The organism is Pseudomonas sp. AK106, assembly GCF_053903055.1.
In genome coordinates this window covers 26752-42861 of sequence record NZ_CP096427.1, presented here as the reverse complement: position 1 = coordinate 42861, position 16110 = coordinate 26752, and the positions used below count along the sequence as shown (strand labels likewise).

General features: G+C 55.1%; 15 protein-coding genes and 1 pseudogene. 7 read left to right on the top strand and 9 right to left on the bottom strand.

From position 1 onward, the window contains the following. Positions 1-94: 94 nt before the first annotated feature. On the top strand, positions 95-856 hold the full coding sequence (locus M1E04_RS25125) for a methyl-accepting chemotaxis protein (RefSeq protein WP_456293324.1): 762 nt from the start codon (positions 95-97) through the stop codon (positions 854-856). A 511-nt stretch (positions 857-1367) separates the two neighbouring features. Here M1E04_RS25125 and M1E04_RS25120 read toward each other — a convergent pair. After that, positions 1368-2714, bottom strand: a complete 1347-nt coding sequence (locus tag M1E04_RS25120; RefSeq protein ID WP_192174473.1) for a dicarboxylate/amino acid:cation symporter — start codon at positions 2712-2714, stop codon at positions 1368-1370. A 115-nt stretch (positions 2715-2829) separates the two neighbouring features. Continuing rightward, positions 2830-3885: a tartrate dehydrogenase gene (locus tag M1E04_RS25115; RefSeq protein ID WP_192174371.1), complete on the bottom strand. Its 1056-nt coding sequence runs from the start codon at positions 3883-3885 to the stop codon at positions 2830-2832. Between the two features lie 136 nt (positions 3886-4021). On the opposite strand from M1E04_RS25115, the gene M1E04_RS25110 reads away from it, so the two are divergent. Beyond that, on the top strand, positions 4022-4945 hold the full coding sequence (locus tag M1E04_RS25110) for a LysR family transcriptional regulator (protein ID WP_192174372.1): 924 nt from the start codon (positions 4022-4024) through the stop codon (positions 4943-4945). A 187-nt stretch (positions 4946-5132) separates the two neighbouring features. On the opposite strand, the gene M1E04_RS25105 is transcribed toward M1E04_RS25110, so the two are convergent. The 7 genes from M1E04_RS25105 to tynA form a co-directional block, all read right to left on the bottom strand. Beyond that, complete coding sequence (locus tag M1E04_RS25105; protein ID WP_456293317.1) at positions 5133-5390, bottom strand: hypothetical protein; 258 nt, start codon at positions 5388-5390, stop codon at positions 5133-5135. Positions 5391-5610: 220 nt separating this feature from the next. Continuing rightward, positions 5611-5775 carry a hypothetical protein gene (locus tag M1E04_RS25100; protein WP_456293316.1) on the bottom strand — a complete coding sequence of 55 codons (165 nt, stop codon included), beginning with the start codon at positions 5773-5775 and terminating at the stop codon, positions 5611-5613. A gap of 7 nt (positions 5776-5782) precedes the next feature. Beyond that, a complete protein-coding gene (locus M1E04_RS25095; RefSeq protein ID WP_456293315.1) occupies positions 5783-5998 on the bottom strand; it encodes a hypothetical protein in 216 nt (71 codons plus the stop codon). A 55-nt stretch (positions 5999-6053) separates the two neighbouring features. Further along, complete coding sequence (locus tag M1E04_RS25090) at positions 6054-6188, bottom strand: hypothetical protein (RefSeq protein ID WP_456293314.1); 135 nt, start codon at positions 6186-6188, stop codon at positions 6054-6056. 9 nt (positions 6189-6197) lie between these two features. After that, complete coding sequence (locus tag M1E04_RS25085) at positions 6198-6671, bottom strand: hypothetical protein (RefSeq protein WP_456293313.1); 474 nt, start codon at positions 6669-6671, stop codon at positions 6198-6200. A 22-nt stretch (positions 6672-6693) separates the two neighbouring features. Further along, on the bottom strand, positions 6694-6981 hold the full coding sequence (locus M1E04_RS25080; RefSeq protein WP_456293312.1) for a hypothetical protein: 288 nt from the start codon (positions 6979-6981) through the stop codon (positions 6694-6696). A 558-nt stretch (positions 6982-7539) separates the two neighbouring features. Next, on the bottom strand, positions 7540-9777 hold the full coding sequence (gene tynA / locus M1E04_RS25075; RefSeq protein WP_456293323.1) for a primary-amine oxidase: 2238 nt from the start codon (positions 9775-9777) through the stop codon (positions 7540-7542). 400 nt (positions 9778-10177) lie between these two features. On the opposite strand from tynA, the gene M1E04_RS25070 reads away from it, so the two are divergent. The 5 genes and pseudogenes from M1E04_RS25070 to M1E04_RS25050 all read left to right on the top strand — a co-directional run bounded on the left by M1E04_RS25070 (position 10178) and on the right by M1E04_RS25050 (position 16094). Continuing rightward, positions 10178-11131, top strand: a complete 954-nt coding sequence (locus M1E04_RS25070; RefSeq protein ID WP_456293311.1) for a helix-turn-helix domain-containing protein — start codon at positions 10178-10180, stop codon at positions 11129-11131. A 451-nt stretch (positions 11132-11582) separates the two neighbouring features. After that, positions 11583-12773: a sensor histidine kinase gene (locus M1E04_RS25065; protein ID WP_456293310.1), complete on the top strand. Its 1191-nt coding sequence runs from the start codon at positions 11583-11585 to the stop codon at positions 12771-12773. A gap of 102 nt (positions 12774-12875) precedes the next feature. Next, positions 12876-13238, top strand: coding sequence for a response regulator (locus tag M1E04_RS25060; protein ID WP_456293309.1), 363 nt, complete (start codon positions 12876-12878; stop codon positions 13236-13238). A gap of 59 nt (positions 13239-13297) precedes the next feature. Continuing rightward, positions 13298-14896: a histidine kinase famiy protein gene (locus tag M1E04_RS25055; RefSeq protein ID WP_456293308.1), complete on the top strand. Its 1599-nt coding sequence runs from the start codon at positions 13298-13300 to the stop codon at positions 14894-14896. Between the two features lie 248 nt (positions 14897-15144). Continuing rightward, positions 15145-16094: pseudogene (locus M1E04_RS25050) on the top strand (tyrosine-type recombinase/integrase). Positions 16095-16110: the final 16 nt, after the last annotated feature.

The following is a 16110-nucleotide window of genomic DNA, read 5'->3' as shown; positions in this document are numbered from 1 at the left end:
CTACCTGCAGACGCTTATATCTGATGTGTCTCTTTCGTCTTCCGCTATAGCCAATGGTGTGAGCGAGTTGCAGGGTCGAACGCTGGAAACCCGGATGATACTAGACCGCCATGTCAACGAGACTAACCAGGCCGTTACAGCGATAACTGAGATGAGCTCCACAGCAGAAGATGTTGCAAGAAATGCTGCCGATACTGCCAGCCTGACCCGCGTAGCCAATGACCAAGCACTGAGCTCTAAGAAAATTGTCGAAGATGCTTCTCTGAGCGTGCATGAGTTGATATCAGAAGTAGATCAAGCAACCCACAAGGTGAGAACCATGGAGCAAGATGCACGACGCATTAACTCAGTGCTTATGGTCATTGGAGAAATTGCAGGACAAACAAATCTTCTGGCCCTAAACGCTGCAATTGAAGCAGCAAGAGCAGGAGAACAAGGTCGCGGGTTCGCGGTAGTAGCTGATGAAGTCAGAGCGCTAGCAGGACGAACACAGGCCAGTACTTTCGAAATAAATGAAATGCTTTCCCGCCTTCAGGAAGGTGTGAGTGCTGCTGTTTTGGCGATGGAGGCAACAAAAGAAAAATGCCAGTCGACGGTCGAGAAGACAGCACTTGTTACTGATGGCCTTGATGTTATGGCGGACTCAGTAAGTAGGATCAATGACTTCAGCACGCAAATCGCTACAGCAGCGGAGGAACAGAGTGCGGTGAGCGATGAAATAAATCGTAATATGGTCACTGTGCGTCAAATTGTTAATGATCTGGTATCTGGCGCCAGTGCGAGTGAGCAAAATTCTCAGTCCCTCACAAATTCCAATAAGTCATTAATTGGGTTGGTCAAACGATTCAAGGTCTGAGTGCTAACGGCTGATGTATAGCTTGCGATTATCAAACCCACAACTGAATCCCATAGCTTCTGATTTATCTACCACTCATGTTGCTACGTGTTGGCATCACGATTTACCTCAGGACAAGTCTTGATTGGAAGGTCCATATGACAGCTAACCATGCCCTATGTGAATGGAACAAAAATTGGCGATTGATAGCAAATGAGGTTGTGTGCCGAGCATGTGGGGCATCGCAGATTGAATTAGGCGGAAATCGTTTATTCACTCACCATCCAGGCTGTGCCAATAAATTTCTGCTTCTTCCATGGTCTGAACTGGATGATATAGTCGAAAAAGTCAGCAATTCATGCGATGATCCATAGAAATATTCATCCATCGCACTTTTCATCCTGATATTACGCACGACCTTACAGCCTAGGTTTCGAACAATTGTTTGTGGATTGTCTGCTTGAAAGCGCGATGGGCCGCCTGATCAGCAATCTGGCGGCCTGAGGGGTAGTTGGTCAGCGCTGATCATTCGTTACTTGAGTGCTGCAACGCGCCCCCCCTTTTCTGCAAACGGAGGACAGCTCGGTTCGGCAGTTGCACGAGGAAAGGTTTCACTCTCAAAAGGTTCCGCCTCATTATTAAGTGCGCGATTCATTTTAGCGTTATCCAAGGCACCTACCCACTTGGCAATCGCCATTGTACCAACGCCATTTCCTATCGTATTGGTGATGGCCCGGGCTTCTGACATGAACCTATCCACCCCTAACAACAGCACCATACCCGCCACGGGAATTGTACCCAAAGAGGCTAGCGTCGCTGCGAGAATGATGAAACCCGAACCTGTTACCCCGGCCGAACCCTTAGACGTAAACATCAGCACTGCAAGAACGATCAGTTGATCTGTGAGGGTCAAAGGTGTGTTGGTTGCTTGAGCGATAAAAATTGCCGCGATAGTGTAATAAATTGCCTGGCCGTCAGGATTAAATGTCAAACCTGAAGGTATTATCATACCGGCAACCGGCTTGGAGACACCGGCTCTCTCCATTTTTGAGATCATCTGTGGCAAGACGGATTCGGACGAACTTGTGCCCAACACAGTGAACAATTCTTCCTTGATAAAGCGCAAGAATTTCCAGAGGCTGAAACCACTGTAGCGGCAGATGGGCCCCAGCACACAGATAACGAACACCCCGCACGTCAGGTACACACAGGCCATCAATTTTCCGAGGGAGAACAGCGAACCAAAACCATACTTGCCAATGGTGAACGCTATAGCACCGAATGCGCCGATGGGTGCCAGGCGCATGACCATGTTGACGATCCGGAACATGCCCTGCATGAGGCTGTCCAGAGTGTCCACGAAGGTCTTTGCGCGCGGGCCTACCTGCGCCAGGGCCACGCCAAGCAAAATCGAGAACAGCAGGATTTGCAGCACGTTCCCCTTGGCGAAGGCGTCCACAATGGTGTCAGGAATGATGTTCATGACGAAATCCATGAACGAGGCGTGTTTGGCAGCCGTGGTGTAAGTCGCAAGGCTCGAAGTGTCAAGACTGGCGATGTCGACGTTCATGCCAACGCCCGGTTTGAACACGTTGACCACCACCAGCCCGACCACCAGCGCCAGGGTCGAGACCACCTCAAAATAGATCAGGGCACGGAAGCCGACGCGCCCCAGTTCTTTCATACTCTCCATTTTGGCGATCCCGGTTACCACGGTGAGGAATATCACCGGCGCCAGAAGCATTTTGATCAGTTTGATGAAGGCGTCGCCCAAGGGCTTGAGCGCTGTGCCGGTCTCAGGCACCAGTACCCCGATAATGGCGCCGAGGATAACGGCCAGCAGAACCTGTACGTAGAGCTTTCCAAAAATTCTTTTCATGACGGGGCCCTGATTTTTTATTGTTGTCAGGAAATGCCCAAGGGTCGGATCCATGATCCCCCCCGGGCGTTGTGCCGCAGCAGTGTTTGAATCGGCAGAACGTGGCGCCGTTGACTCAGCGATTGATCAGTGCAATGACCGCATCGGTGATCTCGCGCGTGGTTGCCGTGCCGCCCAGATCAGGTGTATGCAGGCCGCTTTCAGTCACCGCTTCGATCGCCGACATCAGTTGCTTGCCGGCGGCAGGCTCGCCGAGGTACTCAAGCATCATTGCTGCGGTCCAGAACGTCGCGATGGGATTAGCGACGCCCTTGCCAGTGATGTCGAAGGCCGAGCCGTGAATCGGTTCGAACATCGACGGGAATTGACGTGACGGGTTGAGGTTGGCGGTCGGCGCAATGCCCAGGCTGCCTGACAATGCGGCCGCAAGGTCCGACAGGATATCGGCGTGCAGGTTGGTGGCGACTATGACATCAAGTGTCGAGGGCTTGAGCACCATGCGCGTGGTCACGGCGTCGACCAGTTCCTTGTCGATTTTGACGTCCGGGAAGTCTTTCGCCACTTCGTAGAAAATCTCGTCCCACAGCACCATACCATGGCGCTGAGCGTTGGACTTGGTGACCATTGTCAGGTGTTTGCGCGGACGGCTGCGTGCCAGTTCGAAGGCAAAGCGGTGAATACGTTCAACCCCTGTACGGGTGAAAATTGACACCTCGGTCGCCACCTCTTCCGGCAGGCCACGGTGGACACGGCCGCCATTTCCCGAGTATTCGCCTTCGGAGTTTTCCCGCACCACCACCCAGTCAATCTGATCGCCGTTGTGCAGCGGGCTCTTTACACCGGGCAGTACGCGAGCCGGCCGTACGTTGGCGTACTGGTCGAAACCCTGGCAAATCGGCAGGCGCAGGCCCCACAGGGAAATATGATCGGGGACGTTCAAGGCACCCACAGCGCCGAAGAAGATGGCATCGAAGGTCTTGAGCTCTTCCAGGCCATCTTCGGGAATGTAGTAGCCGTTTCTCAGGTAGTTATCGGAGTTCCAGTCGAAGTCCTTGAAGGCCAGGTCAAAGCCGGATTTCTTCGACAGGGCCTTGAGAACTTCTACCCCGGCGGCGATCACTTCTACGCCAATGCCGTCACCCGGAACCGCTGCAATTTTGTATGTACTCATCGTCAGTAACTTCCCGCTCGGTTTTTATTTTGTCCGTTGAACAGGGCTGTCCAATCGGGGTGTGAGCGGAGTATATGTATGACTGAGAACAGTGTGAGTGTCTCGAAATCACTACATCCATAACCCTGAGTTACTAATGAGTCAGACTCTGGACCTCTCGTTTTTCCACCTGCTGGCCAATCAGGGCAGCCTTGCCGCGACCGCGCGTGAGCTAGGTGTGACGCCGCCTGCAGTCAGCAAACGCTTAACAGCACTGGAGGCGCGCCTAGGTGTTCGTCTTATCAACCGCACCACTCGGTCGATGAGTCTGACGGCGGAAGGCGAGCTGTATTTTTCCCATGCCGCGCGGATTCTCACTCAGATCGACGAGGTTGAGCAGCTGGTCAGCAGTAGTCGAGCAACCCCTAAAGGCTTGATACGTGTCAATGCTTCACTAGGCTTTGGGCGTCGCTACATCGGTCCAGCGCTAGCCGCGTTTTTCTCGCGCTACCCCGAGGTGCAGATCCAACTGGAAATCAGTGATCACCCGCTGGATCTCGCGACTCACGGCTTTGACTTGGGCATTCGTTTCGGCACGCTGCCGGATGCTGCTTTTCATGCGCGCAAGATCGCCTCCAATCGCCGTCTGCTATGCGCCTCTCCGCTTTATCTAGAAAAACATGGTGTGCCCCAGCGGCTTGCGGACTTGCAGAACCACAACTGCATCTTTCTGAGGCAGAACGAAACGCCCTATGGTGTATGGAGCTTCGCTAATGGTAGTCGCACTCAGAACATCAAAGTTCGAGGAGCACTGGGCTGTAACGATGGGGAAGTCGCCCTGAATTGGGCGCTGGAAGGCTACGGCATCTTGCTGCGGGCCGAATGGGACATAGCACGCTATGTACGCAGTGGTCGTCTGCGGCTCCTGCTGGAAGATCAAACGCCAGCGCGAGCGGATGTTTATGCGGTTTATCCACAGCAGTTATACCTCTCCGCACGAGTGCGCAGTTTAATCGACTTCTTGGTCGAGCGCTTCGACCATATCGATAACCTGAGTGGACACGATGTGCCCCTCCCGTGAAAGCATTGCAGCGATTTATGAGCTTGTCTCAGCGCCGTCGATCCTAACGCTGGTAGCTCCCAGCCGCGAGGCCAGTATCGAGCTGCTGCTTGAGCAAACGAGGATTTTGAACGACAGCGGATTTGCCGCTGGAGAGCATCTGTTGCGAATCCATAGCGCCTCGATCAGTTGTGTCATGGTCGTTTTCCTAAGCGGACGGGAGGCTCATGGATTTGTCCAGATTGTCCAGCCATTCCTGATCGGCCGGGTTGTTCTTCTGAATCGCTAGGTGGGTTTCCGCGGACCACGATTCAAACCAATCAATGTTGCCCTGTGCAACCTGGTCGAACGTCATTTCACCGCTGTCCAGATCGTCCTGATACATAGGCTCGAAACCGCTGATGTTTTCGTATTGCTCAAGCCAAGCACGTTGCGCAGGTGTGGCTTTGGTGCTGGTGATAGTCATTTTTCTTTCCTGCCTCAGAACAGCCAATCGAGTGAGACATCACGTTGATCACGTGGACAATCCTGCGTCGCTGGGCGATCAAACTCTTCACGGCAGGGATCGCACAAGGTGTAGCAAACGCCGGCCGTCGTGTAGCTTCTGGCCGTTGGCTGCTGCGTACTGCAGCGATCACAGCAAAGACGAAGCGGGATCATCGGCATCGTAGTTTTCCTCGAATAGTTCAGCTCTTCACGAAAGGCAGCTTCATGTACTGAAGGCAACCGGCGAGGCCCGTGCCGGCCGGGCACGTCGCGAACCGATACAACGTCCAGAACCCGAAACCGAGCGCCACCAGTGCCATGCACAGAGCGACAGCGACAAGTACCACTGAGAGCTTGAGTTTCATGTTTTCCTTACTTCAATGCTTTGTTCAGACCGTCACGCAGACAGTGCGCTTGATCCTGATAAATCTCCGAGCGCTCCAGGACCTGGCCGCTAGCATTTGTCACCTGACAAACGCAGTCCCCAGAAAAAACCTCGTCAACCATCAGTTCAAGCATCCGGCTCTCATCAACTTGAACGCTGAAAACCAGTTCAAAACCTTCTAAGTCTTCCTGTTCGATGCTCATCAATGTTTTCCCCTCACTCGTCCGGCACAAGGCTTTCGGCCATTTCTTCGACTTTCTAAGCCAGTTGCTGCAGCGCGCTTTCGTTGTAGGCATCAACATCACCCCATTCAGCAGCCATCGCTTCAAGCTTGCGCTGGATCGCTTTCAAACTGCGCCGCTGCCCACCTGCCATCTGTTTTTGCGTTGCCATGGTCGACCCTCAAGCTTTGGCGAGCGTACAGCCCAGCTCACGCGGCCCCGCAAGCCGGGGGGAGTAGTAGGGTTTTGGCTTGGGTGACCAGTCATTTGCCTTCGCGCATTCAGCTGCTCCCCTCGCAGTTCGTGAGCGCACGTACATGGTGCGAATGACCTTCCGCTTTTTGCCATTGCCCTGGACAAGATCCACGGCAAAGACCTTGAACTCCTTGTCCTTCCAGAAGGCGTGAGCGTCAGCCTCGTCACCGAACAGCATGCGCTCTTGCTTGGGCGCTGGAGCGATGGCCCGTTCCTCGGCTTGCTCCTGGGCGACTTCAATGACCTTGGCAGCGGTCAGCTGCGCATCCATGCCCTTGCCCCAGGATTGCTGCATGTAGAACGGCTGCGCCTCAACGACGCCCGCTGCGTCGGAATGACTGATGGCCATCGACTCGGCCACCGCCTCGATCACTGCGCCTTCCCACTCGAAATACTTCATTGCGGCCTTCCCACATAAATGCTTATGTGGGAATTCTAGGTGCGTTAAACGCACCTGTCAAAACCATTTTTGCACCGGCTCGCTTAATTATTGGCCCCCAGCTTTCGAGGGTATAAACCGGCCCCGATTTGATGATTTTGACCCCCGTCTGTTCACCCGCTTGGGTTATTAGATTGGTGACGGTCTTCTTGTCGAGTCCGGTCTTTGCCGCAATTTTTACCAGCGTGGCGTCGGGTATTGAGTCGATTGCAGCAAGCACACAGAGCATGCGCCGCAGGTCGCCTTTTGGATAACTCACAACATCGCTCATAAGGCTGCTCATGGGTGCTATTAACGCACCAATTCTAGACGTGGCCATGTGGCTTTGTCACGCTCATAGGGGCAATCTCAAACGCTGGACGGATAGCGCCTTGGTCACCCCTTAAATGGGGCTTACTGTGGTCCAGGCACGCAAGGGGGCAGGTTTGCACCCGAAACCGACTTAGCCTAAATCGGTTGCCCGTTTACCCCAAGTCGGTAACCGAAAGGCATGAAAAAGGCCCCCGGACGGTGGGAAAGTCCGGGGGCCTATTTAACGGATATCCCGTTATTTCCAGTGACCGATCGCCGATGACCTAGGACGGGTTTTGAGTGTTGGAGGGGGAAGAGGGCATTCACGAGGTTGGAATTCACCCGGAGAGTACCGCACGCTGCTGCCCATTGACTGGAAGGACTGCACCCTCCGGCACCTAGGCCGCAATATCTACAGGTTGATCTAAGCCTAAGCCGAGGAGTGGCTGGGCATGGCCATAGAAACCGCTGGCGGGCCGCTGCCAGACGCCGGTGAGAGTTTATACCGGCTCTTTGACGGCCTGCGAGGCGACTGAACTCAGAGTTTCGTGTTGAGGTTGAGGGTCGGCGTCTCGTCGAAGAAGTTCCATGGCTTGAGCAGTAAGTGCACCCACTCGGTCGGCATGATCGGCCATTCCTCGGCCCGAGCCACGTGTGTGGTACCGGTGGTCAGCCACACCACGTCATCGGTGTTTTCGATCGACTGGTTGTTCGCCGTGAACTGCCCCAGACCGCTGTCGGTTGCCGAGCGGTTCGGGTACTTGCCTTCCGGGAACCGCTCCTGCGGGTCGTAGCGGGTCACCCAGATCTGCTTGTCCATGAAGCTGAGGCGATTGTATAGCCACTCGTCGCTGTCGAAATTGGCGCCCTTGGCCACCGGATGCGTGCCGCCGGCATAAGGAATCAGTTGGTAGGAGACCGGGTAGCCCATTTTGTTTTCCTTGCCCGGGTTGCTGATCAAGCGGATGGTCGCAGGGTCAAATTTCTGCGAGGCCTGCTGCTCGGTGCTTACCACCTGCTGGTCGATCTGCATGGTGCTGGTACGCGGGCCGCCACGGTTGTTTTTGGCCACAATTGGGTTCAGCTCAACCAGCGAGTTGTTCTCGCCGTCGACGTCCATGTCCAAGCGGAAGTTGTAGATGTGTTGGTGGGTAGTGCCGACGATATTGTGGTCGATCAGCGTGCCGTAGCGGGTGTCTTCCTTAGCGGTGGCATCATGGAGGGTGGTGGACTTCACGCCTTTGACCGCTTCGATGCCGGTAGCGCCGGCGTCGATGCCGATCACGCCGTTTTCCTGGAAGACCCAGTCGAAGATGTAGTCGTAGTTGCCCACGGTGCTGATCCAGCGCACTACCAGTTCGCGGCGCTCGGTACTAAGGTTCGGCTGGCCCATTTCCGCGTGCTTGTACTCAGGGCCGGCGTAGCGCTCGAATATGGCCATGGCGCGTGGGATCTTGGTCGGTGCGCCTGTGTAGTCAGCGATGGTAGCATCCAGCAGCACAGCGTTCTGCGGTGCGTCCTTGCCGGGCTGGATCGGCGAGGTAAGGGTGCCCATGCCGTAGTCGCCTGAGTCCAAGTAGGCCTTGAAGTACCAGCCCACGTCCGGGTCACCGTAGGGCACGATCATGCCGCCAAGGTTGCCTTCGTACATGATTTTGCGTTTCCTACCTTGGTCGTTGTAGGTCACGGTTGAAATTACCGGGCCAACGCGGGAGTCGAGGTGCAAGTGCAGGTCCCAGTTCTGCCAGTGGATGCTGTCACCGGTAATGGTGTAGTTCTTGCCCTCGGGCTCGGTGATGTCCAGCGGCTTGACCGTGGCGCCCTTGCGGCCGCGGCCATCGTAGGGGGTGGGCTTCATCGGTACAGGAATCACGCCGGAATCTTCGATCTTGAGGATCGATTTGGTCTCCAGGTCGACCACCGCCACCAGGTTTTCGATAGGGTGCGCCCAGTAGTTGCCGTCGCCGACATCGAGATAGCTGACTATCTTGAGCAGGCGCTTGTCCTGGGTGAGGCCGTCCTTGCCGTCGAAGTAGCCGACAGTCAGCGGCGTGGCTACCACCTTCTTGACGTTGGTAATACCGCGCTTGGTCAAGGCCTGGGCGTATTCGGGGCTGGCTTCGATAACATTCTGCACCGTGGCGAAGTCGTCCAGCAGGACCATGCCGTGGGCATCCTTGATCGGCTCCCAGCTCAGCAGTTGCTTGCTCTTGAGGTCGACCACGGCCTCGATCACGTACTTTCCGTCGAGCACCACCACATCGGCTTGGCGGGGCTGGCTCACCGCTTTGCCAGTGAGGACGAAGTCCCACACTTCGCTCTTTTTTGGCTCACGCAGGGAGATCGCGGTATAGCGCAGGTTGCTCTTCGCATGCGCCGACGCCTGGACGGCGGCCACGGCGGTTTTTATTTCATTGACGCTCAGCGTATTGAGCGGGTGCGGGCGGGTTTCAACCACAAAGGTTTTATCCAAGCCCGATTGGAAGACTTCGTTGATGAAGTCGTGGGACATGTAGGCAGTATTGTTCTTGAACACCACCGGCACGCTCATTTCCAGACGTTTGCCATTGAGCATAGCCACTTTGCTATTAGGCTTGACCTTGACATAGGCACCGTCCTTGGAAATCACGAAGACGTTAGCGTAGTCATCATATTTAACCGTAGCGCCGAAAGTTTCGAGGGTGCTTTGCAGCGGTACCATTTCTGCCGCGCCGCCGTGGGCCTGGGCCTGGGGCGTGAGGCTGACGAGGGCCAGCACCAGGGCCAACGGGGCCATGGCGAAGCGCTGATGTTTGAACATATTACCCATGAGTGTGTCCTTGAGTTCCCGGCCAAGTGAGGTTGTTTTTTATTCCGGTGACGGCTGGATACCGTTCTTTTGCGCACGTGCCAGACAACTTTTTGTACATGCCAAGGTTCGGCGGTTGAACTGGCCTGCGGATTCACTCTACAGCTGAGAGCGGGCGGGGAATTAACACAAAGTGGCAACCGGTGATTCCACGGCTTGAATTGTATGCTTGTACTATAGCGGTGCACAAAGTTGAGGCGGCGATGCTGCAAATAAGGGCAAATTGACATTTATTTCGGACAGGAAAGACACGTCACAGGGCGGCATGACAGTTGCAAACATTTTGTAACATCTGCTCATTTGCGAGCGCGCCCTTTCGAGACTTCGTATGCACCAGTCCCTGCACACCACTGATATTTTCGAGCACGCCAATGCCTTGCCGGGCTGGCAACAGCAGTACGATCAACTCAGCAGCGGGGGGCTGGACGGCTGGCTGGACGTAGCCCAGGTGGACGATGTGCAGCTATTTCGCGAGCGCCTCAACCAGCAAGTGGTGCAGTGCATCAACTTTCCGTGCGATGCGGTCAATATCCTGCTGCCGCTGTCGTGGCCGCAAGAGGATGAACAGGGAATGATCGCCCAAGGCCGCGCCACGGTGCTTCCGGCAATCGACGAGTATCGGGTGGTGACGCCGCCGGGCATGGATGTGCTGTGCCTATCGGTACCGTTCAATTCGCTGCAGGGCTTGCTGCACGAGGCCGCGCTCGAGGTGTTGATGGTATCAACCGCGTCCCGCCGGGTATGCCTGCCGCCTGCGCGACTGGCCAAGGATATTCGCGCGCTGCAGGAGCTGATGGTGCAGTGCATCGGTTGGCAGACGCTGCAGATCAAGCGCAGCTTGACGATGCTGATGGTCGAGTGGCTCGAGACCGTGGTTGACACAGGCAAGGCGTTGCCGCGGCCGAGCACCCGGGGCTATATCGTCGAGCGTTGCCACCAATGGCTGATGGAAGCCCCTGACGCCGCACCCAGCGTTCTGGAGTTATGCAAGCGGCTGAAGGTCTCGCGGCGCACCTTGCAGTACAGCTTTCAGTCAGTAGCGGCAGTGACGCCGGTGCAATACCTGCGCTCAGTACGCCTGAACGGCGCGCGTCGTGCCTTGAAGCAGAACCCCCATGCCAATATCGCCGAGGTGGCGGAACGCTGGGGGTTCGGCCATTCGAGCTATTTCACTCTGGAGTATCAGAAGCTGTTTAATGAGTTGCCTTCGGCGTTGTTGCGGCGCAGAGCATCAGAAGGGTTTGAGCAGCAGTTTTGGCGAGCGCCTGGCATGCTTGACTGACCTCACATGCCCATCGGCTTAAGCCGTGAGGCCGAACAGCCCGCTAACCGTGTGAAAAAGGATAGGAAGGCGAAAATGGGGTTTTGCTGGCTTTCAGTAGAATTGCATGAACAGTGTATTGTTATCAGCAGAATCCATAGGCAGTAGCTGCCTGCGGCAGGTTCAAACTGCTGTCAGTCAAACCTTGAGCTGGCCTGGTTTACCAAAAAATCCGTTATTGGCAAAACGCATTACTCTTCAGCGGCACCCGTTCTGGTTTACTTTCGGCGAAGGGTGAATTCGATTGAAAATGCGAGTTGACACCCATTTAGTCGGATATCTCCCTCGGCTAGCCCAAATTTCGGTTCTATTTGCCTCTGTGGCTAGCATGGCTATCCACTTGAGTGAGCAAGGCACTGTATACTCATACACATCTACGACGCGCCTCAATCAGACCGGGACCTCTGCTCGAATGCCAAACTCAAGCTCTGCGATCGACATTTCTTCAATCAGACAGATGGAGAACATTCCGCTGATTCTGAGGATGGTCAAGGCCACTACTGGCTTGCGATTTGCGGCGGTGGCAAGGGTCACGGAATCGCGATGGATCGCTTGCGCAGTGGACGATGATGTAGGCCTGGAACTGGACGTCGGCAGTGAGCGTGTGAGCGCGCAGACCTTGTGTTACCAGGTTCGCCAAATGCGTCGATCACTGGTTTATGGCGAGGGCTTTTACGAACTAACGAAATCTGACTACCCAGTCTGTGCGCCGAGCGATATTCCATCCGCTCAAAGCCACATATCAATCCCCATCATCACAGCTAACGGGCAGTTCTTCGGTACGTTATGCGCACTGGACACAGCCTCGGTCGTACTGAACGAGCAAAATGTCGTCACTACGCTTGAGCTGTTTGCTCAGCTGATTGCTTCAAATTTGGACCTTCACGATCGCCTTCAGCGCAGTGAATCGCAGCTAGGCGAATCCATCGAAATTGGGCGGCTGCGCGAGCAGTTCGTCGCGGTACTCAGCCATGACCTTCGTACTCCGCTAAGTGCCGTCAGACTGAGCGCAGATGCCTTGCACGGTGATGTCTCCGAGAACCGTCGCCGAGTATTGGCTGACGCCATCCGAACGAGCGCTGCACGAATGTCGGCATTGATCGAAGACGTTTTGGACTTTACGCGCTGTCAGTTGGGAGGGGATGTCAGCATTAAACCTCGCCGGGTTGCAGACATTTTTGAAGCGCTTGAGCCTGTGGTGCAGGAAGTGCGCTTGGCTAATCCACAAGCAAACATTGTTTTTCAACACACAGGTGCGCCGACCCTGCTATGTGATCCAGGCCGGATCAAGCAACTGGTGTCCAATCTGGTTGCCAATGCTGTGGCCCACGGCCTAAGGGGTGGACCTATCCTGATCAAGGGACAGGTCAACCAGAGCACGCTGCAGTTGACGTGCACAAATGTCGGACAGCCTATTCCCGAGGCGCTGCTTGGCTCACTTTTCGAACCCTTCACTCGGACAAAACGCGACAGCCCCTCCGAAGGACTGGGATTGGGACTGTACATCTGCTCGCAGATCGCCAAGGCGCATGGTGGCACGCTAAGCGTGTGCTCCTCGGAGCAGGCCACTACATTTACAGTAATACTGCCAATTCGATCATGAGGCCCTTCTAGGGCCTTGGGACATCGACAAATGTCAGCAGACTGGTTGAATCGCAGTCGCCATCGCTGGTCACAACAGGATCCTCGCTGAATTTGTACGGTTATGAACTCAATCATCGTTGTCGAAGACGAAGAACTGATCCTTGAGCTGATGGTGGATGTGCTCGAACTGTATGGCTACACCGTGCGGCCGTTCATCAGAGCTGATCTGGCCTGGCAGTTTATAGAGGCGTGTGATCATCCATTGCGCTTGCTGATTACTGATCTAAAAATGCCCGGCACGATCGACGGTGTAGAGCTAGTCAAGCTTGTTCACCAACTGCAGCCTGGCATACCTGTTGTCGTCGCCTCTGGTTTCCACTCTGCCTCTGAAACCTTGGCTGAGGAGGGGGTAGTCTGGTTGCCTAAACCATTCAACATTGATCAGCTTCATACCATTTGCCAGCGGCTCGCGCCTCTTCCCTGATTCCTCTTGGATAAGCCCTTAGGTCGATAACACACGCTTGCTTTCAATATGGAACTTAGATGCCGAACCAATCAACGCGCGTTAACAACAGCTCCACTGGTGACATCAGCGGCTCGGACCACAATATTTTTTTTGCGGCGGTCGAGACCACCCGCATGCCCATGATCGTCACTGACCCGAAGCGTCCCGATAACCCTATTATCTTTGCGAACAACGCTTTCATTGACATGACTGGTTACCGCCGCGATGAGATTGTGGGGTCCAATTGTAGGTTTTTGCAGGGCCCGGAAACCGATCGCGAAGTGGTGCGGCAAGTACGCCAGGCGATCGACTCACAGAGTGAGATCGCCGTCGAGCTGGTCAACTACAAAAAGGATGGCTCAAGCTTCTGGAACGCGTTGTTTATCTCCCCTGTGTACAACGATGCCGGCGAATTGATTTATTTTTTTGCCTCCCAACTGGACGTAAGCCGCCGCCGTGATGCGGAAGATGGACTCAGGCAGGCACAAAAAATGGAAGCTCTGGGACAGCTTACAGGCGGCATCGCACATGACTTCAACAACCTGCTGCAGGTGATGATCGGCTACCTGGACATGATCCAGCGCACGGCCGACAAACCTCAATACGACCAGCAACGAATATTACGCAGCGCCGGAAATGCCCGAGACGCAGCGGAGCGTGCGAAAACGTTGACTCAACAACTCCTAGCGTTCTCTCGCAAGCAAAAGCTTCAGGGAAGGGTGATCAATCTAAACGCCACCGTCACCTCTGCCCAAGAAATGGCTGTACGCACATTGGTGGACACCGACATCAGATTGGTACTCGAGCACGACTTGTGGAACTGCAGGGTAGACCCGACACAGACTGAAGTCGCTCTCCTTAACGTTTTCATTAATGCCAGGGATGCGCTAGAAGCTGCCGAAAATCGGCAGCTCACTATCGAAACCAAAAATGTGGCGATCCAGGATCTGGCTTCGACCTCATATGACGGTTTGATGCCCGGGCGTTACGTGAGCGTCGCGATTACCGACAACGGTTCCGGAATGCCAGCGGCCATCGTTAACCGTGTTATGGACCCGTTTTTTACCACCAAGGAGGAAGGCAAGGGTTCCGGCCTTGGCTTGTCCATGGTGTACGGATTCATGAAGCAATCCGGTGGCACTGCGAGGATCTATTCCGAAGAGGGAATCGGCACTACGATCCGCATGTACTTTCCGGCGGATGATAGTCAACTGCATATGCTTACGGCTGCGGAGCAAATTCTGGAACGATCAGGCCATGAACGCATTTTGGTTGTGGAAGATCGTCCAGATGTAGCGGAGCTGGCCAGAATGGTATTGGAAGAATACGGCTATTCCTGCGCGCTCGCACTCAGCGGCAAGGAGGCGTTGACAGTGCTCAAAGACAACGGGCCATTTGACCTGCTGTTTACCGACTTGATCATGCCAGGCGGCATGAATGGAATCATGCTGGCCCGAGAAGCCAAGCGTCTTTACCCTGCGCTGAAAATTTTGCTTACAACCGGATATTCGGAAAACTCGCTTGAGCGGACCGACACAGGTGGCACTGACTACGAGGTCATATCCAAACCCTATATTCCGACTGACCTTACAAAGAAAATCAGACAAGTCATGGAGGGTCCCAACGGAGTGAGCTAATGGATAGAAAGCCAGGCAGTGCCGACACTCGCGATGATGGATTTTGCCCGCTCCCCCAAAACGTGGCTAGCAAGAAGCGCGGTTGCATAGCCCCGGTATGCACTGCGGCATCAGTACTCAAAATCCTAAGAAACTCGTTATCACCAATTATTGAGGCTTTTTCCGAATCGTGTACGCTGCTGGGTACTGGCGTCGTTTTGGTAACTGGAAGGCGATGCGTGATCGTTGATGATCCGAGGCAGGGGTATATGACGAAAGTTGGAAATAACGATCAGCGCAAGCTCACGTCAGTCGAATTTCAGACTTGGCCCGGGTACCGGCCGCGGTCGAGTGGTTTGCCAACCTGGACAACCCTCTAACACGACGCGCCTACCAAAATGACCTGGAAGACTTCTGCGTTTTTGTCGGGTTGGCTTCGGCCGATGTTTCGTGTGGTGACCCGATCGCATGTTTTAGCCTGGCGTGCCCAGCTCGAGCATCGCGGTTCGGCGGGCGCGACCATTCGGCGCAAATTGGCCGCGCTGGCCAGCCTCTTTGATCACCTCCTGGAGAGCAATGCAATCGCCGGCGGCAATCCCGTCCACGGGATAAAACGACCGAAGATTGAAGGCAACGAAGGCAACGAAGGCAAGATGCGGGCACTGGGAGATCACCAGGCTAAAGCGCTGCTTGAAGCCCCAGACGAATCGACCCTTAAAGGACAGCGCGACCGAGCGCTACTGGCTGTTCTTCTCTATCACGGGCTGCGCGCGAAGAAGCGGCCCTGCTGCAGGTGAGCGACATTCAGGAGCGCCGCGGTATTCGGCATCTGAAGGTACACGGCAAGAGCGGCAAGGTGCGCTACTTGCCGTTGCACCCGGTGGCGGCCGGACGCATTCACCAGTACCTGGAAAGCTCGGGGCATCATGTGGCGGACAGGAAGGTGCCGCTATTCATACCGCGGCGAGGCAGGCTGACGGGTCACGGCCAATGGCATCTATACTGTGGTGGCGGCTTAAGCGAAAAAGGCCGGAATTCAGGTCGACGGCCTGGGGGTGCATTGACTCAGAGCCACCGCAGCCACCAATGCCTTGGAGCATGAAGCCGATATCGCCAAGGTTCAGGCCTGGCTGGATCATGCCGACATCAGCACGACCAAGATCTATGATCGACGTGAGAACCGACCAGAGGATTCACCACCTACAAGGTGAGGTATTAAATAGAGGGCCGGCAAG